Origin of the sequence: Vibrio sp. SCSIO 43140 (assembly GCF_023716585.1) — a bacterium.
Lineage (GTDB): Bacteria > Pseudomonadota > Gammaproteobacteria > Enterobacterales > Vibrionaceae > Vibrio > Vibrio maritimus_B.
This window is the reverse complement of record NZ_CP071850.1, coordinates 1159507-1182132: the sequence shown is the minus strand read 5'-3', so window position 1 is coordinate 1182132 and position 22626 is coordinate 1159507. Positions and strand designations below refer to the sequence as shown.

The following is a 22626-nucleotide window of genomic DNA, read 5'->3' as shown; positions in this document are numbered from 1 at the left end:
ATGGCTGTCAGAGTCATATGGACTCAAATTTTAATGCACTGCTAAGTTAAGTCTAACATCGGTAATGGTTTGAATGTGCTAGCTAGCCACTTGCTAAAAAACTATGCGTCGTGACCTAGTGTTTCGAGCTTAGCCGTCTTTGCTAACAACTCTGGTACTTTCGCTATACCCATACTCCAGTGCCGCCTAGAATCCTCGATTTTCCCCATGAGTTCATCATGTAGCCTATTAAAGTCGCTAATCAGCTTCTCACTACCAAGGGGATTGGCTCTCTCAACTTTATGAAGTTTGCCGTACTCGTTGATATGCTGGCGCATATCAAATCGTGAAGTGGCTTGCTGTGCATCTTTTTCAGCACAGTAGTCTAGGAAGTCGGACAATTGAGTCTCTGCTTGATTACATACATCAAGCATACTCTCAAAGGAAGTTATGCAGCAGAAGTGTGCGTGTTCTATCGAAATTTGATCATTTAAGGCTTCATAAACCCTGTTTTCAAACTCATCTCCCAAATACTCTACTAGCTTCATGGCGCTACCCATGTAAAAATCTTGGTGTGTGATTATTAGAGAGTATCTCTTGTTTTTTTCAGGTAGACTATCGTACCCGTTTTCTTCAAGTATTTCCGAGCACTTCCCTGTTTGGTTCATAGCATGAATAATCGTTCCTTTGAGTCTATCTTTCACCATTCTGGGGCTATCAGTAACTAGGATACGCTCATTCGGCTCAATCGCTTTTGCATCAACAAAGATGCATTTGTCTCCTTCTTGTATTAAAAAATCAGCCACCTTAGCATTATTGTTGACACCTTTTAATCGGTAAAACTCTTTCAAAGTAGCTTCACGGACGATATTTTTGTCGTATGCGGCAAGTAGTTCTGAAATGTAGTCCTCAAAAGCAGATCCGAATTTTTTCTTGAAACCCTGAGCGTCTGCTCTCTTAAGAGTTCGAAGAACAAACTCGCTGACACCTATGGTTGCTATGTATGAGTGGACAGCAGATACTCCGTTTTGAAGTAGTAGCAATGGGCGAGAGATCAGCATTGGTTCAGAAAAGTACTCTACTGCACGAAGCTCTCCTCTTTCCGCACGTTTTTCTTGAGCTATTTGCCTCATGTCTAGCGGATTTGCGCCCAGCGTTTTTAACATCTTACGTATGGAGTCGATATCAAACGCAGGATTTAACCTGCAGACAAGGTCAGAATACGAAATAAAGCTAGAGGGTCTCTCCAAAAACATAGCGGCAAAGTGCAGTGAGAACACAAAGAAGTCTTGTAACTCGACCCCAACTTCTTGTTTAAAGTTATCTTTGAACGACGCGCTTGCTCCTTCAGAGCACATAATCGTGTAAAGGCGCGTGAAAAAGTAAAGGTGTAAACGTTGATCCTGCTGAAAAAGCATCTGAGGCAGTATAAATGCCCTGAGTGAGAGCCAAATGTTGTCCGCTCCATCTAGGTTAGAAGCGACTGACTGCAACGACCATAGCCTGTCGAGAATCTTGCTAACATCTTCCTTTGAAGCTTCAGATGCATAACCCTCTGGTTCTAGTTCGAGAGTCCAGTCTAAAGCCAGACATGTAACCCAAGGAGCGGAACGAGCCTGATCTATACCTTTGCCGAAGTCTGTGTGAAGACGGGACAATAGGTGTTGAACTACAGATTCGGTTGTGTAGCTTTTAATGGAGCGGCGTACTCTATATGCTTCTTTATCAAATGTCATGATTACTAAGTCTCTTCGCAGCACAGTGGCAAGTAAATTCGTCTACTTTAGAGCAGCCAACAAATCAGTTGGCTTAGAATGACCTAATGCCTAGTAAACTAGGCACATATTGATTCATTACCAAAATTTGGGCAAGTAACGAATTAATCCGACATGACAAAAGTGACTCTAAATCACTTTGGGGCAAAACTGAGTTACGGTTATCGCCTCGTTACAGCCATTGTTAGCAATTGCCAGGAGTCATTCACTATCAATAACCGTATCAACGCTCACTCCATCGAGTCAGCTCCGAGGCACTTTGGTGTATCCGCGTGTTTGAACACAAGCATTGTATAACTCAACACTGTTAGTAAGCGATAGATTACCCTATTTAATTGAGTCAAATTTGCTTAACACGAGCTTACGACCGGGAGTATCTACACCTTTAGGATCTTTAACCATGCCACGATCTCCTACAGTTCTTGTATATTCTGGGTGCTGCTACCTATCACTTAACGTAATATTCTCCATTGGCGAGACACGAAACAGAGAAAAAGAATGATGATTTACGTAGTCAATCACACATCACTCCGTGATATTACCAAACAATACCGATAAGAACTGTAATACGGAAGTAGTGTGTCTTTTCTTGTTTTAAGGTGGGGTATCACGTGCAGAATAAGCCAGTTAACTAGTCAGTATCATTCGCACTTTTTAAGGCTTTTCCTACAAATAAAAAACTAGCGAATATATAGACTGAAGTTATCAAATAAAGAGTATCTCAGCGCAAAACCAACAATATATGCGTATATGACGAACTCAAGTTCAAAGGTGTGATGGTATTTAAGCGAACTGGTTGTGAACCATAGGTCTAATGATAATAACTGGCTGCCGCGCAATTTATAACACCGCACAATCAAACTAGGTGTATTTATATGAAAAATATGATTTTATCAGTTTTAGCGTTAGCGATCCTTGCAGGTTGTGGTGGCGGTAATGGTTCCAATTCATCGAATGAAGTTGTGGCTATTCCGCCAAGAAAAGCGCCCGCCGTCCAAACACCTGAAGTTACTTCGCCTTCAGAATCGATTCCAATATTGACGATGACACCAGCTAAGCCTGAACAGTTCGTGCCCGATACGCCGATAATTCCAGAGCCAGAATTGGTTGTGCAGCGCACACCATCTCCTATAATTTCTTACGAGGAACCAAAGGTTGATCCCGAGAACTGCAGTTATGCGAATACTGTGTATGCCAAATACACCACGTCTATCGACCGCGATGGAGCACATGAGAATTGGGACTATGAGTATGCATCTCACGAAGAGTGCTTTGGTATAATGCATGCTATGTTTACATCGACCACTGCGTTAGATGGAAGCAGGCAGTTGATGGCTTTGGTTGATACTGAAAATGAAGGAGTATTCACCACATTCAGGCTCCAGAACTTTGGGCAATCATGGTACCGAACATCGAACCAAAATGAGGGGAAGTTATCAGATACGTACCTCAGTGATGCTAGAGTATCACAAAATCGCTACGTTAACGGTATACAAGTTGGTTGGTTTGATTATGCGGCGGGTAGTACTGACCCCGTGATGGCAAATAAATACAATGTCCAAGCCAAAAAGTTTAAGGTCCACAATAAGATGTTCGATCAGTTCATGACGTCAATTAAATATGCAACGATCGAGCCCAAGCATGAGCAGGATGAGTCCACAGTGCCAGACCGCGCTCCGGACTTTATTCAAGAGCTTATAGACGCAACACAGCGTATTCCACAGTAACGAACCAATAAAGTCTTACAGCAATGAATGCGGCGTGAATCGAAAGGGTTTTGAAGTTAAAATTCGGAGATCTTACTTGTAAGTATTCAAAACTCAAATTAGATTCGCGTTGTCCGAAGTAATTCGGACCAAATCAATAATTATCTTAGTTCTCTGAAGGAAAGAAATTCATATATCTAAGCAATGGAGAGAAGCACTAAGTTAATATTGTAATGTAGAGCTGTATAAAAATTTACATGACTTGCTAAAATTATCACTATATGGATTATTAAATAACGGAAGCAGTTCAACTTGGTGTCACATTCTTGCTAATAGCTCCAAAGTAAATAAGCTGACGGACAATAAAGAAGCCCCGCAATAGCGAGGCTTAATTGTGTTTATTTGTAGTACTGGTAGCGTCTTCTCGAATTATGCTTCCAGCACTTCGCAACGTGGTATACGTACACAGGATAATCACCCCACGGATCAGCTAGTGCTTTCCCTCTAGCTACTCGCAGTTTGATTGGATATCCACGATACTCAACTTTGTGTAGGAAAAAGTAGCTTTTCTCCTGCTTAGTTGAAAAGGGCTTATGTGTTCCGCTACGCACACTCGGGTACACATCCCATAGATAAGTGCCATGCACCTTGATATGGCTTCGGTACTGTTGCTTGAGTTTTTTCATTTACCCTCCAGGTTTAGATTACCTAGAAGGGGTCCTTTGCAAAATAGTTCATCTCAGAGCCCGTCAAATTCGTCGCGGTAGACTGCTTCAGTGTACCTTTCTCACTACATAAAATACACGACAGCACTTGGATTAGTTGAAGTACGGAAAATCCAATTTACCAACTGAGTGGAAGAGGTTGTAGCTAGCAAAGTTTGGGGCAGAACTGAGCTAGCCAGACGTAGCTAGCTCGAATCTAGACAGAAGTGATTTCTTCACGAAAATGACTTCAAAGGCGGGTCAACTTTCTAACTGAAATCACCATATTTAAGGCTATTTAATAACTGCGTTAGCTGATCATGATCTAAGTCGCTTGGTTTGCATCCTGACAGAGCTGGAATGGGTTTTTGCAACCATTCTTCAGCCAACGAGTCACTTCCAAAAACTTCAAGTGCTAACGTTCGAATGTCGCTATTTTCAGACGAGAGTGTTTTGCACATGCTGGCTTACCTCAACAAATAACTATGATTCAAAAGTATACCTGATAGATAAAGTTCTGACACAATTGAAGCTGAGGAGAGTCAGTAAATCACACTCTAACTTGCTCCAGAGTGGGCGAAGGCTGATACCAAAGGTATCCAACATTAGACTGTTTGAAACGCTGAAATAATACGCTGCTTGAACCCACCAAACTGAACCTCGTCAGGAAGGCTAATGACGCCAGTTACCGTGCGACCACGCTCAGCGACACCATCCCATCTCAGATCAGTATTGCTACTTGCTGAATCGGCATTACAGCCGTTAGCAGCCACCTTTCGCTCTGAATCACTTGCTGTAAATATTTCGGGAGTGTCCGCTCTAACAAATATACAAGACTCTGGAATATCTTGTTCTATCCGCTCAGCAAAATCTATCAAACTCTGCTCTGCGAAAGTGAACAACCAAGCCTGTTGGTTCAAGGCATGATTCACTCGTAGAATCCGTCCTAGAACTTGCCTAAAGTAGAGCTCTGTCTTAACCGAGCTCATATGACAACAGACTTGCAGCCTAGGAATGTCAGTACCCTCACTAATCATCCCAATGCTGACTATCCACTGAGTACTATCCTTCCGGTATCGTTCAATCTCAGCTAAGGGCTCTTCGTGACGATAGGTCACTATAGAGACTGTTTGTTGATACTTTTCCAAAAGTATCCTTTTTATCTCTTGAGCGTGTTGAACAGAAGAGGCAACGACTAGTCCTCCTGCATCCTGATTTTGAGTACGTATCTCTGCAAGCTTTCGACATCCAAGCCCCAGCAGGTATTCCATTGCCTCTTGATTGTGTATTACGCTCTGATAAGAGGCCTTAGTTTGCTTTAGCATCTCTAGAATCGATGAGAACGACTCTGCTTTTCCATCCTTAGTTACCGACAAGTGCTCATTGTCTGCGAGTACTATTCGTGGTGCTCTACAAACATGGTCAGCGACTGCTTGCTTGAGAGTGTATTGATAGTCGACCAAGATCTGCCCTTCAGGGTTGCTATACTGCGCCATCACTATCGGTAATGCGTCTGAACGCCAAGGTGTACCAGAAAGCGCTAGGCTGAAGGTAGCCAGTCCCTGAATCTTGGTTAGGATCTGTTGCCCCCAAACATTCGCTTTTTCATACTCAGAACCAGAGCAATGATGTATCTCATCGAACACTACAAACACTCTATAGTTACGTAGTGTCTGCCAAAACTCTTCGCTGAGAAACTGAATGGATTGGTAGGTTAGCGACTGTCCAATCGAGCCTAAACCACCATTAAAAGTGCAATTGAGAACTTTTGAAAAGGTTCTTTTTATCCCATCTGATACCGTTAACGACGGTGAAAAACACAAAACAAGGTCAACCATATCATCCTCCAACAACCTGGAGGCAATAGTTGCTGCCAATACCGTTTTCCCTGCCCCTGGAGTAGCTTGGCAAAAAAAGTGGTACTGCCCGTTCTTGTAGTTTTGTATCGCTCTTTCAGAGCATTCTTGCTGCCATGTTCTCAACATTCGGTGACATCCGAAGAGATGGAGTTAATCACGTTGGTGAGCACGTTCACTTTACCAAATAGATGTGCAGAGCGATCTCTCGCTTGTTGCAACATAGGGTTGAGCCTTGATTCCAGTTCAGGGAAACGACGATTAAGCGATTGGTATTCATCGATCTCACCCAGAACAATCTCTAACTCAGCTTTGTACTGGTTTCGCTCATGGCGCAATATTGAGTAATCTGAAGAGGGCTGCACTGGAGAGGTGACAATCTCACCTCCTACTTTGGGCTTCACATTAAGAGAGCGGAACAGTTCCGTTTGAAAGTATCTTTTATCTCGCCCTTCTCCTTCACTTTGAAGCCAACCGTTTCTCACAAAGCGAAGGATCTGTCTGTAGAGTCTTTTTCTTGCCTCATCAGGCTCCTTCCTAAGATCACTTACAGAAAGCGAGGCGTCGCGTAGTTCAATAACCGAAAAACCATCCATGCCTTTTTCAATCAATAACTTGTGCATAATCGCACTGATTTTCGTCGAACGTTTCATTTACAACTCATGCAAAACCAAAAAACTAAGGATTGCTTAGTATACAGAAATCGACAAAACTAAGAAAATCTTAGTTACCGTAGGTTTTCACACATGAACCGAAAATGTCATTTACTAGCCCAATCCCGTCGCGACTTAAAGAAGCACGCAAAAAAGCCAAACTCTCCCAGAAAGCCTTGGGGGTGCAGATAGGTATGGATGAAGGCTCGGCAAGTGCCAGAATGAATCAGTATGAGAAAGGTAAACACACTCCTGATATACAGACTCTAAAACTCATTGCTGACGAGCTTGGTGTTCCTTTGAACTATTTCTTTTGTGAGGAAGAAAGCTCCGCCAAGTTAGCTTGCTTGATTGCGAAATTGAGCGAAGAGGAGAGGCAAGAGCTTATCAATAAGTTGAGCGGTTCCGAGTATAGTTAGGTGTAGTACCTCACACTCGATCATACACTTCCGCTTGCTAGTCACGACTAGATCGTACAAGTCAACCTGTTGGTATTGTCAACCTGTTGGTATCGCAACTCACAATTGGACAAAAATAATTTCAAGTATCGCTAATGTAGCAAAGATTAAATTAGTACAAGTATGGCAAAACTCGCTTAAGTCGGTGTGCAGTCTTACAGGAAAATACCATATCGAAAAGATGCTGAGACACAATAGTGGCGGTCTTTCTCGAGCGACACTAGCTTACTATGTATTAAGGTATCAGAGTTGCTTCAATCATCTTAGATGACTCTAAGTCACTTCATTTGAAAGGGTGTAAATACAGAATTTATCAGCAATAGGGTCGGGGTGTAGAACTTGAGAGACAAAGCAATATTAATCGCTTTGCCTCTGCTTTCAGTCATCACGTTTGCAACACACCAATCAACTATTTAATTCTCTCGGCAGTTCAATTCCTTAATTGATAGTGGAACGGAATTTCTACTTTTGTTTTCAAGCTGGTTAATGTCGGGCCATCTGTTATATGCTTGCTCTTTAATCGTTCCGTCATTACTTCAGGTGAGTATACTTCAATATACTCTAATTTACTCTCAAGCCACATGAAAGAAGGTCTATAAACAAAGTCACTTCTATAGTCGCTGTTCAGATAACCCATTGGGAAGTCATCAGGAAGATAACTATACAAAACAACATACTTTTTTGATTGAGGATTTCTTAAAGGTACAAAATTAGAGTTATCATCAATTGTCCGTACTTCCGGTGTGTGGTTAAATGAATATGGTTCTGTTAATGCGTAACAATTCCCACCATAGACATAACCGCGTTTTTTAAGATAATTTTCTAACTCTACGCCCTGTTTTCTACATAACTTAGATCCTATGCCAGTGTCTTGAAAAGCAGGGATTACGAATAGGGTCCCGTCAAACTCGGCACTATCAACGAATTCTTTTTTCTGAGGAGAAAAGAACTTAACGTCTGTTCCTTCCTCTAGATATGCAGAAGCAATATTGCTAGCCATTTCTTTTCTGTGATTTTCTATTAAGCCATTCAACTCAATCGGGGAAATGTTGTCTTGTAAAGAAACGTAACGTATATAAAGGTTCTGTGTATATCCATCATATATACTCTTTTTATAACTAGTACCAAACCCGAAACTTAAAACATCAGCCGTAGCAGCTCCAGAGAAAAGTAACCCTACAGTCCCACCAAGACTCATAACGTCCTTAAATGAACTGCCTTCTTTTATGTATGGCTGGTCTAAATTATTCTTGTAATCAACCTCGTATTGTGAAAAATCATACATAATTTTCATTGCATCAGAAAACTGCTCATTAGGTTCAGCAGCCTCTAACGACGTTTCAGAAGTTAGACGCTGATTATCAAGTGCATATTGGCCAGCGTTGTATGGTTTTGCTGCGCACCCAACGAGAATGATACACGCCGCAATAGCCGATAGTTTGACATTGTTAGACATTATAGTTTTCCTTAACAAAATTAGTTAATAGTTATTTTTGATGAGCTGATGATAACACCAACGGCACAAAAATAAATGTTCTCAATAAATGAAATTAGTAAAGCCCCATTTTCAGTAAGTATTGTTTTCTCCATTTCATCGCGCTAGTCATAGACATTAAAGAAACTAAGTCATGTGACGCATATCAGAAGACAGGCTTAATAGACTTTGGCACACAACAGGGCAAAGGCGTGTTTACCATCGCCGGCACACATAACCTCTGCCAAGTGGACTAATAGAGGAAAAGTGACAAACTTTATTGTAAATGATCAATCTTTATTGGAATCGATCAAAATATATTGTCTTCCGACAGTTTTTCCTTGGTCGATTAACTTTGATGATATTCAAAGCGTCGATTTTAGTGTTGACTCTAGGTACTGAATGAGGGCTAGTTAAATAGCGCCCCCACTGCTCGTACAATCGAACCAAGAGCGGGTAATACTAAGAGAAGAACTGCTACGATCGCTAAAAAGATTATTCTTCTCCACGATTTTGCAGCTTCCTGCGCAAAACGTACTTCAAACAGAGAGCCAGATGCATTAAGCATTGCATCTTCTTCTGAGCGATTTCGCTGGCCTTTCTCATATAAACCCATAAACCCACTCCGCATGACCGATGCGCATGTATCACCCTACTAATAGGCGTTACTGATTAACACTAATTAGATAAAAGCTGTCAGTTCTTCACCTTATCTACGTAATCAATTAATGATTATGCAATCAAGTTTATACTGGGTAGTTTTTTGAATCAATTGAAATTACTGGTGTTAAGCTGTGGAAACTCGATTGAGGGATCTAAAATACGGATTAGATTAATTTGGCCTATTGATGAGCTTGTAGCGTCGCCAGTTCGCTGGGGCTGAGAAAGATTGGGGCAAAGGTGTGTTTCGCATCAACGAAGCACACCTCTGGACAATTTCAATGTACGTTTAACCAATTTTAGTAAAGCTTTAGTTAACTGAAATATGGCAACGTGTTTAGGTAGGTCACAGCAACATTGGTGTAGGTCGTTTTTTCAAGTGGCTATAAAGTAATGTGCCTCTACTTGCCTTCTCAAAAACATAGATTTACCGATAAGTCGCGTTTTTAGTAGCAGTCTCTATCAATCCCCGCAAAGTTGAATAGTTGTAAGTATTAACTAGATATGCATATCTGGACCCAGGTTGTCCTTCACAATGAAGTTCATTGGTTCTTCTGTATCGGTAACACTGGCTATTGTCTTCATAGGTATAGTAATCTTGTCGGGTTGTATCAAAAAGCACATGGCTTGGTAGATCAAGGATATCTTTATTGAAAAATTGAGCCTTCACTCCACCTTCTACAATGTGATAGTAGTGATCATCCTTAAACTCATACTGAGTGATATCGTTGCAGTAGTTCGGGCTTATTCGAAACGAGTTACCAGTTTGGCGCACTTCGTTATCATCAGAACAATGTGGTGTATCATCACGGTTGCTCGAACCATTTGAGTTACAGCCAATCAAGGTAATGCCAAGTAATAGAAAAAGTAGTTTCATACTGTCAAAAGCAAAAAGCATCAATCGCGAGATCGTACCACATACGTGAAATCGACATTTTCCGAAAGAGTAACTAAAAATGACGAACAACGGATTGAGGGTTATCTTGCCATCTGTTACGCAAGTGTCATCACCTAACTAAAGATTTGGTGTCAACCGACTCGCCGAGCACTACAGGAACATTCCCTATTTGTCAGATTACATACTCAGTAAGTCTGTGTAGTTTTTATCAGGTAAACCAAATCAACAGCATCTAACATTAGAAAATGTTGGTCAAGATGAACTCACTCACTTAGTGAAGAGCTTCTAGTCTAAGTAACTTTGGGGCAGAAACGAGTTACGATCCTAGCCCTATTACACTTTGAGCGTAGGAGCACACTACTTGATTGGTGTCACAACTGAATTTTCACTTAATAATTCTTGCTGTAGGTCAAACACCCTGAAACGTAATCGAGCATTTTCTGCCTCTAACTGTTTTCGAGCCTCAACAGCATTGTTTCGTTGCACTCTGTATTTGTCTTTAAGCTCATTGGCTTTTTTCAATTCGTGTTTGAGCCTATCAAGTTCAGACAAAGGAACGTCCAGCTCAATATCTAAGCCAGTTGTCATTGCCTTGTCGCGGTTGAGGTTATATTCATCGATCACTGGTTTAGCGTATGCCACGAACTCTTTGAACTTATGAACATAGCTGTTACCAAACTGAGCTTCATTATTGATTCGGTTTAACGTGAGCTTGCCAGTCGCCTTAACATGAAGCGGCTTACCATCTAATAAGCGCTGAAACGCATTGACCAGTAATCCTTCAGCCTTGCTTGTTGCCTTATATTCTACTTTCATGACCATACCGCCTTAATATCATCATCGAAGCTATCAAATGGGATGCTGTGTTTGACCAATGTTGGTTCAATAGATTGGATCTTCTTTTTTCTAGCATCCAGAATCAATTCATTGGCATAATCGCCCATCTCATTGATTATCCGAAATGAAGCGATTAGGTTGTCGCGCTCCCTTGAAAGCCTTTTGGCTGCCTTATCGGTGAAAATCTTATGCTCACAAGGGGCTTCAACAATATCCATCAGAGAGCAAAGGCGCTCACAGTTACGGTTGGTGCAGTACCCCCCTGTAGGAAGCAACACAATGGCTTTGTCACCAGACTTTATCAATGCCTCTAATTCACTTCGAGACATCACCACTTCTCCCCCTTGTGCTAGCCGCTCTGCTTTGTTCTGGGCAATACGCTCACCTTCTGCACCACTTAAGGTATCGGATACATTGTAAATTTCATCCCACGCATCAACTGCTGAACGTTCAATGGCCTCATCAAACTCACTCATTAACTGAGAGTCCATCAACAGTTGGTTGGTTCGCACTAGTTCGGAATAATTAGCATACCAGTTCGACATGTTTATATTACGGTGCTTAAGCTGGTACTTGACGGTGAGTGCGTTGCCCAGCCTGTTTTTAACCATAAAGACCACAAAACTTCGCCGTAAATCATGCGGACTAAGCTTTGGTAAGCCCCCTCCGACTTTTAAGCTCCCTGCGCGGTCTGGGTTTAACAGGTCAAATTCTTCAACATCTTCTGCGCTCGCAGCGATGCCGAATGCTTTCATATTCAACCCATCACCAACCCTATCAATTGTGTATTTTAGCGATGTTTTATTTATGAACGTTTGAGTGTCATAAGGAATGTCAGGAGAAATAAAGGCACTCTCAAGGTCTTGTTTCTTTGCATGGTATTGGTCTTGCGTTAACAGACCATTTTGATTAGCGTTATCCAGTCGTTGTGAGCTGTATTTTCTCGTGGCTTGCGTTGCGTCATAAGCTAACTCCAGTGCCAGCTTTGCAATAGGAGCGGTATTCCACGTCGTATAGATCCTTTCGCCCTTATTTCCTTTGGTAGAAAACCCAGAAACCTTGGGTACAGCAGCCAGTATATCATCATAGCTCTCTTTATTCATGGAAAGCAGCTCTTCCTTTCGGGCGGCAGAGAACAAGCCAACACAGAGAAAACACATTCTGAGTAATGTTCCGAGCCAATTTCCACGCCTGTAAAAGGAAAAGTTAGGAATAGTTTGTCGCTCAGGCCACTGGCGTGTTTGGCGAGACATCCTTACAGCGAGTGTTTTCATTTGCCGCTCGTTAAGGGCGTTCACTCCTAGCGCTTTAAGCTCATTGCTGAACATTTCATCTTGATAGGTGTAAAGCTTTTCCATTGCCTCTGAAATTTGGTGGCGATAAGGGTGATAGGTTTCCACAAACTCAACAACCGTCTTTAGAATACTGACATGAATCGCTTCAGGAAGTGCAATAGCTTGCCCATATTCACCATCAGAGACAACCCACTTGATGTACTCTCGTTTATGGACATAACGGTTGGTAAGTCCTGCTTTATGCAGCGCATTAATTATCGACGCAATATGTCTGCAAGTGCCTTCTCCGCCAAGCCCTTGCAATGTTTTTGTGCAGTTTTTCCATTCCCGCTCGCCCGAAAGTAATCTGAAGTCACTGTTACCCCAACGAGTTGCAATAACTTTTAAGGTGTTCCTGTATCTTTTCAACGAGTTAACAGAGGCATGAGAGTCAGAGTTTGAATGTTTCTTTTGGTGTTGAATAAGCGCATAGAGGTAAGATTGGATGTCGCGGCGGTACTTATCTTCAATATGCTCAAAAGAGATGATTTTTATATTTTGGTTCAGGGCGTGAAAATCCCACACCAAATCAAAGACGCGTGACATTCCTTTATCGTCAGAGTCAAACGTCACATATGGATTTTCAGCAAGTTCTTGGTGAAGCTGTATAAGTTGTTCAGACATACATTATCCCTTAAAGAATTGGCTTGCACTGGCTCGGTCTTGGTAAAGCGGGTGATAATCGCCGTTATCCACTTTTTGCTCTGCTAGAGCGTAGTTTTTTGGCGCTTTTCGTTTCAGCCTGAGGAGGATTTTTTTCAACATACCTTCCACCATGAAATACTCATCTCTGGGTGCAGAATTACTCGCCACCATCTCTTTGAGGTCTTCGATTTGTTCTAAAAATGACTGCATTAACCAGATGTCGTTTTCTGATGCCACCAATCTATGTTGGTCGCAATCAAAGCAACCAAGAAAGTCCGTACAGCGCCCCGTGTCTTTTGAAAAATCAATGCCTAATTGCTTCATGCGCCTCGCCTCAGCAACAAGTTTCTCCGGGGTTGGCCCCGCACATTTGATGCCACTTGGCGTGGTCATTAATGGCTGCTCTTTGCTTTCACGGCTGCGCAATGCCTTATAATCATAATCTGACAAAATATCGCTGTGCATCGCCTTGGCATCCTCAACAGCTTTGCGAATGTCTTTACCTTTAGCAGCCGCACTCATCGCGCTAACCGTGGCATTGATGTTATTGTCATGGTTTGCTTGAACGCCGCTAGAGTAGCGTTTGGCGACTACATTCACATCATTATTCAGACCCTGCGACACAAGGAAGATATCTTCTGTCACTCGCATCAATACATCTGATTTGGTTGCCCTGAATCGACTGTTGGAAACTGTTAAACCCGTTATTTTCTCGAGCTGAGTATTGATGTAGCTGATATTTGAACCATTATAATTGAATGTCCAAACCTCACCATTTGAACCAAAGAAGGGGCAGAGCGGCAGCTCATTTGAGAGTGGGATACCCAATGATTGGTACATCACTTTAGACGTATTAATCCATCGAGTGATCAACTCTTTGGTTCGCAGACTAAAGCCTGCGCTATTATCTAAATCCTTATAACTAGCTCTAAACTTTTCCCCGTCAAAAACAAACCGTCCGCTACCGATACTTTTAAATGAAACATCGCCATGTTGCACATTAGCAAGCACAGATTTGTTCATGCCTGTCAGCATTGAGAATACGAAAAACCAATTGCGCGATGCATGGTTATAAAATACTTGCCGATTAAGTTGCTCAAGTGAAACCGGGTTATCCTTTATTGCCATGGGCGTAGGTTTCAGGCATCTCTTAAAGCCGTTTTTCTTATTTACACTTTGCCTTAACGTCCAGCCATTACGCTTTACCTGTTCGTCAAACCGCTCTTCATCAAAGAATGGATGAATATCTAGCAACTCATCTATCTCAATCGCCTCCTGAAAGGCATGTGCGCCTTTAACCAATATCTTAGATAATGGCTTCATCTCTGTTTCTATATGAAATGCTTTATCTTTAGCAACAGGGGGAGCAGCAACCTCTGGTAATATCTTGAGGTCAGACTCTCTGCCCCATGCCCTTAGTAGAAAAGATAAGCTGATTTTAATTTGATAAGATTTCGATGTCTGCTCGCCTTTTTCACGTAATCTATTAAAGTGCTTTAGGCAATCAATCATGACAGCATTAGCAAAAGGGTCACCTTGATAACCAGTATCGTCAAGGTATTGGAAATAAATCACAAGTCCTGAAAAATAACACTGCTTTGACTGGTTTTCAGGCAAGGGGGTTAACTGTTGGTGAATACCCCTAACAATATCATCTCGATTTGCTAACACGACATTTCCTGAGTCAATCTGTTTCACGGTCGGGACATTACGGTAGCGTAGCCTATAAGTGTAGGCTTTATTATTATTTCCACAGTCTAAAACCATTTCATCAAAGCGTAGAGGAATTACAGGAGCACTGGTTTTCTTTATCGCAATTTTGGTACGCTTTCGGCCCTGAATCATAATGCACCCTCTAAATCTTCAAAAGCGCCAATGTAGTCGAGCACGTCTTCATAAATTTCATCAGCAGATGGCAAATCCTGTGCGATTTTTAGGTATTCTAGTGTCGTTGCTCGGTCTTCATGACCTAGCAGTGCTGAGACCCTATCTAGTGCTTCATCGGGGGGGATTGACGGGTTGCCATACTCATCCTTTTTCGTTAAAAGATGGCGGAAGATATTCACAGCAAAGGTTGAGCGTAAATTATGTATGGAGCCGACAATAGGGTGGTTAAAACCTTGGGTTAGGTTTGCTGTGTTACGTATTTCAACCCAGCGTCCGGTAAAGTCTTGTAACCGCGTAAACATCGGCTTTCCTGACTGGGTGATAAACAGATATTCCAGCTCGGGGTTAATCGCATCATCTCCCTCAAAGAAATGCGTATTTCCTTCTTGTTTCTGCTCTTTGCACCATGCTTTGAATTTCTCAAGGCGTTTTTGATATCGGTCAGACTGCGAGTAATCGTAAAGCATCTTCATCAATGTAGCGGGGATAATGGTGACACGGCTTTTATTCTTTTCTGCATATCCATCAGATGTTTTGGTTAGTGACTGGTATTTATCCCCAACACCTAAATCCATCACAGGCTTTTTAAACACCTCTTTGCCGTCCTTAATCATGGTTTCGGGATTCACTATCTGTCCCAAATGAAGGCTTGCGGCTTCCTCACGACGTAAGCCAGTGTTGCGACAAATCATTGGGTGCAGACAAAACTCAATGGGCAGTGAATGCAGTTTGTTATTATTGCCATGACGGATCACCCTGCGGGACTTCATCAATATGGTTTGCAGAATGTTCCATTCGTTATTAGTAAACGGTTTAAGGTCGCGGCGTAGGTTACTGAGGTTTGTTCCGCCGCTGCGAGATGACTTAGCAAACTTAATCCGCATATCCGTCGTTTGTATTTGCTTACGTTGGTAAGCTTTCATGCTGGATGCCGACGCTTCAAAATGGATATTCACGGTTTCAAACTGGAAAGGAGGGTTATTGAACCTAATACCTTGGCGAAGACAGTGTTTATAGAAACCAACGACACTGCTCATATATTGCCTAGCCGTTGTTTTAGCTAATACACCATCAATAGCGAGTTGCTTGATCCCATCACGATATTGATAGGTTAAACGCTCTTGTTTGTTACGAGGAAAGGTATTCCATTCTGGGCGAGGATCATCATAGAGAGGGTCAAAGTCCCCTTCATCGTATTCAGCGTCCCACGCGACTTGTTTATCCAATATAAAGCTAAAGTAATGGGCAAGTCCTTGCGCATCGGTTCCTAGTTCGAGTACACCATCATCGATTGCTTTCGACAATAAGAACTCGTTAGCCATATCGATTGGCTGGTAGCTGATTAGGTTATCTTTGTTGTCATACCCAACGATATTGAGTAAGGGAAGTTTCTTAATCGGGAGCTTGTTACCATTAGCACGATAGGTAACTTGAGGTTCGCCATTTTCATCAATGAATACTAATGGCTTTTCGTAGACGAAGTTAAGAAGAGATGAAATTTCAACTTGGTAGTAGGTATCCATACCATGCCTCACTGAGCAATAACAAACTACAGTGAAGCTTAGTATTGATTCTCAACTTTAAAAGTTAATTAACTCTTTTTAGCCCATTCAGGTAAGTTTTGGATGTGGTCTTCCCAATCCACTACATCTATCTCGTACACCACTTTATTGCGAACGCTCTCACCGGCAGCGTGCATCGCTGACTTAGAACCAGTAATTAGCGGATGCCACTCTGGGATGGGTTTTCCTTCCGAGAGCAAGCGGTAAGAGCAAGTCTCTGGCAGCCAGTTGAACTCGCTAATTTTATCGCGAGTTAGCTTGAGGCACTCTTCACCCGATTGAAAACGATTTGGGTAATCTTTGCATGAGCAGGTTTTACTGTTTAGCCAACTACAAGCAACGTTGGTGTAATACACTTCATCACTGTCTTCATCCATGAGTTTATGCAGGCAACATTTGCCGCAGCCATCACAGAGAGATTCCCATTGTGATTCGCTCATTTCTTCAAGTGGCGTGGTTTCCCAAAACGCATTGCTCATTCGTGTTACCCTTTTCTTCGTTGGAGGCGTGTTATACCTCTAGAGGCTAAAAACTGCAAGTATTGATGCATGATTCACATATGTACAATTCTAGCGCATCTGGTAAACTCGCCGCCTTCAAGATAGAGGGTGTAATGATGGATTGTCGTTTAGGTTGTGGGGCATGTTGTATTGCTCCAAGTATTTCTTCGCCTATACCTGGTATGCCAAATGGCAAACCAAGCGGAGTACGTTGCATTCAGCTAGATGACCGAAATTTGTGTAAGTTATTTGGAAAACCAGAGCGCCCGAAAGTCTGTCACAACTTCAAAGCCTGCCCTGACGTTTGTGCCGATAATAACGCCAAAGCGTTGGAAAACATCCTCGAGCTAGAACGCCTAACCTAACCAGTGCACCGACCAAGGGTTATATAAGTACTTACTAACTCGGTACAATTTCATCTCAAACACTAGCGCTTCTGCTTATATGAACTATTGTCATGTTAACCACGTTGACAAATAAGGTGTCTGATATGAATAAATATTTGGCGGAGTTGTTTGGTACGTTTTGGCTTGTTTTAGGTGGCTGTGGGTCAGCTGTCTTGGCCGCAGCATTTCCCGATGTTGGCATCGGATTGCTCGGAGTATCCTTCGCATTTGGCTTAACCGTGCTCACTATGGCTTTCGCCATTGGTCATATTTCTGGGTGTCACCTCAATCCAGCAGTTAGTATTGGCTTGTGGGCGGGAGGGCGATTTGAAGCTAAAGAATTGGTTCCCTATATTATTGCTCAAGTGATCGGCGGCGTACTTGCTGGCGGCATCCTTTACGTTATCGCTTCTGGTCAAGCTGGATTTGATGCTGCTAGCTCAGGTTTTGCATCCAATGGCTATGGTGACCATTCTCCCGGTCAGTATTCATTAACTGCAGCTCTAGTGACAGAGGTTGTAATGACAGCCATGTTCCTAATCGTCATTATGGGCTCAACAGATAAACGCGCACCAGAAGGCTTCGCGCCTATTGCTATCGGGCTTTGCTTGACACTTATCCATTTAATCAGTATCCCTGTCACCAACACATCCGTTAACCCTGCAAGAAGTACTGGCGTAGCACTTTATGTTGGCGACTGGGCAGTCGCTCAGTTATGGCTATTCTGGGTCGCGCCTATTATTGGTGCTGTTATCGGAGCTTGGATATATAAGTCGCTGATTGGTAGCAATAGCGAATAAGGTTTGTCGCTTAAGAGAACGATCAAAAAAGGCGCGATGTTATCGCGCCTTTTAACTTATTTCGTTAGATAGCAAAGTCTGCTGTCGAAAGACCAACATCAGATTTTTTGACGCCCCATCAATGAATGCGACAAGGTCGTTCCATCGACTAACTCAAGCTCACCACCTACAGGAACACCGTGCGCGATACGGCTCGCTGACACCTGGTGCTCGTGGCAAAGCTCTGCAATATAGTGCGCCGTTGCTTCACCTTCAACGGTTGGGTTTGTCGCCAAAATAACCTCGCCGATATCGCCTTGTCTGAGTCTGTAATCGAGAACATCAAGACCAATATCGCTTGGGCCTATACCATCTAGCGGAGACAAGTGCCCCATTAAAACAAAGTAACGACCAGAAAATTGACCGGTTGCTTCCACTGCTGCGATATCCGCTGGACTTTCAACAACGCACAACTGACCGTTCTCTTTACGCTTGGGATTACTGCAAATGTGGCAGATTTCTTCTTCGGTAAACGTACGGCACTGTTGGCAGTGACCGATTTCAGTCATTGCGTTAGAAAGTGCATCCGCGAGCTGAAGGCCGCCTTTTCGGTCTCGCTGTAACAAATGAAAGGCCATGCGTTGTGCTGACTTAGGACCAACCCCAGGTAAGCATCGCAAGGCCTCCATCAAATGCTCCAGCATATGGCTAGTTCGCATTAATTATGTCTCTAATCTTCCAATTAGAACGGCATTTTCATGCCCGGTGGAAGTTGCATACCACCAGTTACTGACGCCATTTTTTCCTTTTGAGTTTCCTCAACACGACGAGCTGCATCGTTGAACGCAGCTGCGATCAAATCTTCTAGCATCTCTTTGTCGTCTTCCATCAAGCTCTCATCGATCTCAACACGACGCGTGCTGTGGCTACCAGTGATAGTCACCTTAACAAGGCCAGCACCAGACTCGCCAGTTACTTCCATGTTCGCGATTTCTTCTTGAAGCTTTTGCATGCGATCTTGCATCTGCTGGGCTTGCTTCATCAGGTTGCCCATACCACCTTTACCAAACATAGGTTTCTCTCGGTTTATTCATAGTTCAATTGATAACATGGGGTCGCATTCATCGATTACAACCCCGCCCTTCCTTAAGCATACATCTAAGCCTAAGAAAGTGAGTGACTTATAAAGGTCTTATACTCTCTTCATCTAACTGCGCAGCAAAACGAGTTAGCATAAACTGTACGTTAGGATCCGTTTGTAGGCTTTGCGCCGCCTCTGTCAGTTTCATCTGGTACAGATTTTCTCGAAGCTCGAGTGGCGTAGTCCCTTGTTCTGACACCTCTATAGAAAGGTGACACTCTTCTCCTAGTAAGACATTTAAGCCAGCGAGTAGTTCGGACTGGTTTTTGTCAGAGTTTAGGTGTGCATGAGTTGGTCTCAATCCTAATTGAATTGACGTGCCATCTTTCTGATAGACAGAGTTCAGAGCGAGCTGCTGAACCAACTTGCCAATATCGAGTTTCTCAATCATATCCGCCCAAGCATCTTGCGCGGCGGCTTCCGTCGTTAAACGCTGCGCCATTTCTGGCGTTTTCTCGTGCTCAAGCGCTTTTTTCAGCGTGGATGGTTTAATCGTCGGCTTACTTTGCTGCTGTGCGGCATTACTCGATGGGCGCCATTGGTATGGCTCATTCGCGTTAGCCTGCTCTGTTTTGGTCTCCGCGACATCTGACACGCTGGCCGGGCTTACACCTCGACCTTGAGTACGCATAGCTACTCGCTCCAAGACTGAGCTTGGTTCAGATGACGCCTTAGGCTTTTTTCCTGGGTTCGTCCCCGAGGGTTGCGTATTTTGTCCTGCAGACTGCCTACGAGATCGCAACTGATGACGCAAACCGCCGGCCGCTCTAGCTGGCGCACTCTCTTGAGGCGCAGCGGGTGCCACGGGTTGCGACGGTGCTGCTGCATTCACATCTGGTTGCATCTGTGGCTGAGGTGCTCGTTGCGGAGTTCCTTGCATTGGTGCCGGTGGCGGCATCTGCGAGGTATCAATATAAGGCTCTGGTCCATCTTCATATTGTGAAATAGACCCTGCGTATTGAGGCGCGCTCTGCGTATGAGCCATTGGCTGCGTTGACATCGTCTGTGAAGGTGCGGTGTGCACTGGTGCTGTCGGTGCTGGCGCAGTTTGCGCCGCTGGAACCGTTTGAGGCTGACTCGGCGCTGCATTTATCTCACTAGCTGCTACTTGACTGACAGGTCTGAAAGCCAGCATCCTCAGTAACGTCATTTCTACAGCAACACGCTGGGAAGGCGAAAACGGTAAGTCTTGTCGTCCCTTCAGCGCAATCTGATAATAGAGTTGCACATCGGTAGCTTGCAGTGCTCCCGCAAGGTGTCGAATTTTATCACCATCGGCTACAGCGTTATCCACACTGGTTGGTAGTGCTTGAGCTAATGCGATGCGATGTAACTGCGTCGCCAATTCAGACAGTAATACATCCCAATCGACACCATTGTCTGCCAGGCTATTCAGTCTCGCCATCACTTGCTCTGCGTCACCCGTAGAAATAGCCTCGAGTAACTGCAATGCTTGAGCAGTGTCCAAAGTGCCCAGCATCTGGCTAACGATATCCGTAGAAACATTACCACTACCTAGGGCGATAGCTTGATCGGTCAAGCTCAGTGCATCTCGCATACTGCCATCAGCTGCATGCGCAAGCAGCGCTAGGGCTCGACGTTCTTGAGAGACTTGCTCCTCAGTAAGAACGTACTCTAGTTGCTGCTGAATATTGTCGACAGTGATCGGCTTGAGATGGAACTGAAGGCAACGAGACAAAATCGTCATTGGAAGCTTTTGCGGATCCGTAGTGGCGAGCAAAAACTTCACGTACTCTGGTGGCTCTTCTAACGTTTTCAACAACGCATTGAAGCTATGGCGCGATAGCATATGAACTTCGTCAATAAGGTAGACCTTAAAGCGAGAGCGAGCAGGTTTGTACTGGACGTTGTCCAGCAATTCTCTGGTATCTTCGACCTTAGTTCGCGACGCCGCATCGATCTCTAACAGATCAACACTGCGCCCCTCATCGATCTCTTTACACGTCGAGCATTGACCACATGGTGTCGCAGTGATCCCTGTTTCACAGTTCAGCCCTTTTGCAAACAATCGACCTATTGTCGTTTTGCCCACACCTCGAGTACCGCTAAATAGGTACGCATGGTGCAGTCTGTTTTGGTCAAGCGCATTCTCCAGTGCCGTTAGCACGTGAGCTTGCCCCACCACTTCCGAGAATTTCTTTGGTCGCCATTTTCTAGCTAGCGCGAGATAACTCATGAGGTGTCCTAATTAATGGCCTTCAAATTCACACAAGCTATAGACTTCAATGCCTAGAGCTTCAAGGCGCTTATCGCCACCGATTTCCGGTAGGTTGATAACAAATGCGGCGTGCTGTACGTCACCACCAAGCTTGCGAATAAGTTTAGTCGTGGCTTCAATCGTACCACCAGTCGCTAGAAGGTCGTCGACCATCAGTACTTTATCGCCTTCTACAATAGCGTCTGTGTGGATCTCTAGAGTATCCGTGCCGTATTCAAGTTCATACGATTGTGCCACCGTTTCACGTGGCAGTTTACCTGGCTTACGCACAGGCACGAAACCCAGACCGAGCTCTAGAGCAAGCGGAGCGCCAAATAGGAAACCGCGCGCTTCAGTGCCCACAATCTTAGTGAAGCCTTGATCTTTGTATTTCTCTACCAGCAGCTCAATTGTCGCTTGGTATGCCGCAGCATCTTCCATCAAACTTGTTACATCGCGGAACAAAATACCTGGCTTTGGGTAGTCCGGAATGCTTTTGATGCTTGCTTTGATAAGGGAAATTTTGTCGATTGTCATAGTATTGATCTCTGGAAAGGTCTTTGAATGCCTGACGTTCAGAGTACGGGTCCAGCGTGTTTATGCACCGTAGCAACTACGCCACTCGCTAGATACGTTCATTCTGTAGGTATAAATAAAACGCCCACATTATCGGTGGGCACACAACCCTCTAATGTTAGTGATTTTCGTGTTGATCAGCAACGGGCGGTTTCACAGGAATCCGCAAAAAGAAGGTAAAAATGAGTAAGAACAGAGTGAACAGCATAACTTTTAACCAAACGCCATTCACTACGAAGATAGAGAGAGAAAAGCTGAGTACGATAAACACCGCACCTTTCTGTTTCACCGATTTTGTCACGCGCCTCTCCTGCTCCCAATCAGTAATAATCGGGCCCAATTTAGGATGAGTCTGTAGCCAGTGATGAAAAGCCGGACTGCCGCGAAAAAAGCAGGCGCTCGCTAAAAGAAGGAATGGTGTTGTCGGTAATAAAGGAAGGACTATACCGACCACACCTAAAACTACTGAAATGATACCAACTGTGTTCCAAAGAAGTCGTTTTACAGTGGTGAGATTGTCTCTGGTCAAAAACCCGCGTATCCGTTCATTACTCTAATCCAAGTGAGAGTAGCGGGAAGCGTAGGGATAAGCAATGCT

General features: G+C 43.7%; 21 protein-coding genes. 4 read left to right on the top strand and 17 right to left on the bottom strand.

Annotation, left to right across the window (positions count from 1 at the left end):
• Positions 1-101: 101 nt before the first annotated feature.
• Positions 102-1715 carry a GapS1 family protein gene (gene gapS1, locus J4N45_RS05590; protein WP_252014010.1) on the bottom strand — a complete coding sequence of 538 codons (1614 nt, stop codon included), beginning with the start codon at positions 1713-1715 and terminating at the stop codon, positions 102-104.
• A 923-nt stretch (positions 1716-2638) separates the two neighbouring features.
• Here gapS1 and J4N45_RS05585 point away from each other — a divergent pair.
• Entirely contained in the window at positions 2639-3481 is an 843-nt protein-coding gene (locus J4N45_RS05585) for a hypothetical protein (protein ID WP_252014009.1), read from the top strand.
• Positions 3482-3858: 377 nt separating this feature from the next.
• Here J4N45_RS05585 and J4N45_RS05580 read toward each other — a convergent pair whose 3' ends face one another.
• The 4 genes from J4N45_RS05580 to J4N45_RS05570 all read right to left on the bottom strand — a co-directional run bounded on the left by J4N45_RS05580 (position 3859) and on the right by J4N45_RS05570 (position 6673).
• Positions 3859-4146 carry a hypothetical protein gene (locus J4N45_RS05580; protein ID WP_252014008.1) on the bottom strand — a complete coding sequence of 96 codons (288 nt, stop codon included), beginning with the start codon at positions 4144-4146 and terminating at the stop codon, positions 3859-3861.
• Positions 4147-4433: 287 nt separating this feature from the next.
• Positions 4434-4625 (bottom strand): MbcA/ParS/Xre antitoxin family protein, encoded by a 192-nt coding sequence (locus tag J4N45_RS27245; protein ID WP_353505878.1) that lies wholly within the window; start codon positions 4623-4625, stop codon positions 4434-4436.
• 144 nt (positions 4626-4769) lie between these two features.
• Entirely contained in the window at positions 4770-6149 is a 1380-nt protein-coding gene (locus tag J4N45_RS05575; protein WP_252014007.1) for a DEAD/DEAH box helicase, read from the bottom strand.
• A complete protein-coding gene (locus J4N45_RS05570) occupies positions 6143-6673 on the bottom strand; it encodes a VspR family transcription factor (protein WP_252014006.1) in 531 nt (176 codons plus the stop codon). Before J4N45_RS05570 ends, J4N45_RS05575 begins: the two co-directional genes overlap by 7 nt.
• 104 nt (positions 6674-6777) lie before the next feature.
• On the opposite strand from J4N45_RS05570, the gene J4N45_RS05565 reads away from it, so the two are divergent.
• Positions 6778-7092, top strand: coding sequence for a helix-turn-helix domain-containing protein (locus tag J4N45_RS05565; protein WP_252014005.1), 315 nt, complete (start codon positions 6778-6780; stop codon positions 7090-7092).
• 469 nt (positions 7093-7561) lie between these two features.
• Here J4N45_RS05565 and J4N45_RS05560 read toward each other — a convergent pair whose 3' ends face one another.
• The 7 genes from J4N45_RS05560 to J4N45_RS05530 form a co-directional block, all read right to left on the bottom strand.
• Positions 7562-8587 carry a hypothetical protein gene (locus tag J4N45_RS05560; protein WP_252014003.1) on the bottom strand — a complete coding sequence of 342 codons (1026 nt, stop codon included), beginning with the start codon at positions 8585-8587 and terminating at the stop codon, positions 7562-7564.
• A gap of 427 nt (positions 8588-9014) precedes the next feature.
• On the bottom strand, positions 9015-9221 hold the full coding sequence (locus J4N45_RS05555; RefSeq protein ID WP_252014002.1) for a hypothetical protein: 207 nt from the start codon (positions 9219-9221) through the stop codon (positions 9015-9017).
• Between the two features lie 1299 nt (positions 9222-10520).
• Positions 10521-10979 carry a hypothetical protein gene (locus tag J4N45_RS05550; protein ID WP_252014000.1) on the bottom strand — a complete coding sequence of 153 codons (459 nt, stop codon included), beginning with the start codon at positions 10977-10979 and terminating at the stop codon, positions 10521-10523.
• Positions 10976-12958 (bottom strand): site-specific integrase, encoded by a 1983-nt coding sequence (locus tag J4N45_RS05545; protein WP_252013998.1) that lies wholly within the window; start codon positions 12956-12958, stop codon positions 10976-10978. Before J4N45_RS05545 ends, J4N45_RS05550 begins: the two co-directional genes overlap by 4 nt.
• A gap of 3 nt (positions 12959-12961) precedes the next feature.
• Positions 12962-14824 carry a hypothetical protein gene (locus J4N45_RS05540; protein ID WP_252013997.1) on the bottom strand — a complete coding sequence of 621 codons (1863 nt, stop codon included), beginning with the start codon at positions 14822-14824 and terminating at the stop codon, positions 12962-12964.
• Positions 14821-16389: a site-specific integrase gene (locus J4N45_RS05535; RefSeq protein WP_252013996.1), complete on the bottom strand. Its 1569-nt coding sequence runs from the start codon at positions 16387-16389 to the stop codon at positions 14821-14823. The genes J4N45_RS05540 and J4N45_RS05535 overlap by 4 nt, the downstream gene beginning before the upstream one ends.
• Before the next feature lie 68 nt (positions 16390-16457).
• Entirely contained in the window at positions 16458-16907 is a 450-nt protein-coding gene (locus J4N45_RS05530; protein ID WP_252013995.1) for a YcgN family cysteine cluster protein, read from the bottom strand.
• 137 nt (positions 16908-17044) lie between these two features.
• On the opposite strand from J4N45_RS05530, the gene J4N45_RS05525 reads away from it, so the two are divergent.
• Positions 17045-17293, top strand: a complete 249-nt coding sequence (locus J4N45_RS05525) for a YkgJ family cysteine cluster protein (RefSeq protein WP_234496103.1) — start codon at positions 17045-17047, stop codon at positions 17291-17293.
• 125 nt (positions 17294-17418) lie between these two features.
• Positions 17419-18114: an aquaporin Z gene (aqpZ, locus tag J4N45_RS05520; protein ID WP_252013994.1), complete on the top strand. Its 696-nt coding sequence runs from the start codon at positions 17419-17421 to the stop codon at positions 18112-18114.
• 98 nt (positions 18115-18212) lie between these two features.
• Here the strand turns inward: aqpZ and recR are convergent, their stop codons facing one another.
• The 5 genes from recR to J4N45_RS05495 form a co-directional block, all read right to left on the bottom strand.
• The gene (gene recR / locus J4N45_RS05515; RefSeq protein WP_234494125.1) at positions 18213-18812 is read right to left on the bottom strand and encodes a recombination mediator RecR; all 600 of its coding nucleotides are present in this window, start codon (positions 18810-18812) and stop codon (positions 18213-18215) included.
• 23 nt (positions 18813-18835) lie between these two features.
• Positions 18836-19165: a YbaB/EbfC family nucleoid-associated protein gene (locus J4N45_RS05510; RefSeq protein ID WP_042474318.1), complete on the bottom strand. Its 330-nt coding sequence runs from the start codon at positions 19163-19165 to the stop codon at positions 18836-18838.
• A gap of 109 nt (positions 19166-19274) precedes the next feature.
• Positions 19275-21431 carry a DNA polymerase III subunit gamma/tau gene (gene dnaX / locus J4N45_RS05505; protein ID WP_252013993.1) on the bottom strand — a complete coding sequence of 719 codons (2157 nt, stop codon included), beginning with the start codon at positions 21429-21431 and terminating at the stop codon, positions 19275-19277.
• A gap of 12 nt (positions 21432-21443) precedes the next feature.
• Entirely contained in the window at positions 21444-21989 is a 546-nt protein-coding gene (gene apt, locus J4N45_RS05500; RefSeq protein ID WP_128648192.1) for an adenine phosphoribosyltransferase, read from the bottom strand.
• A gap of 157 nt (positions 21990-22146) precedes the next feature.
• Entirely contained in the window at positions 22147-22557 is a 411-nt protein-coding gene (locus tag J4N45_RS05495; protein WP_286036899.1) for a YbaN family protein, read from the bottom strand.
• Positions 22558-22626: the final 69 nt, after the last annotated feature.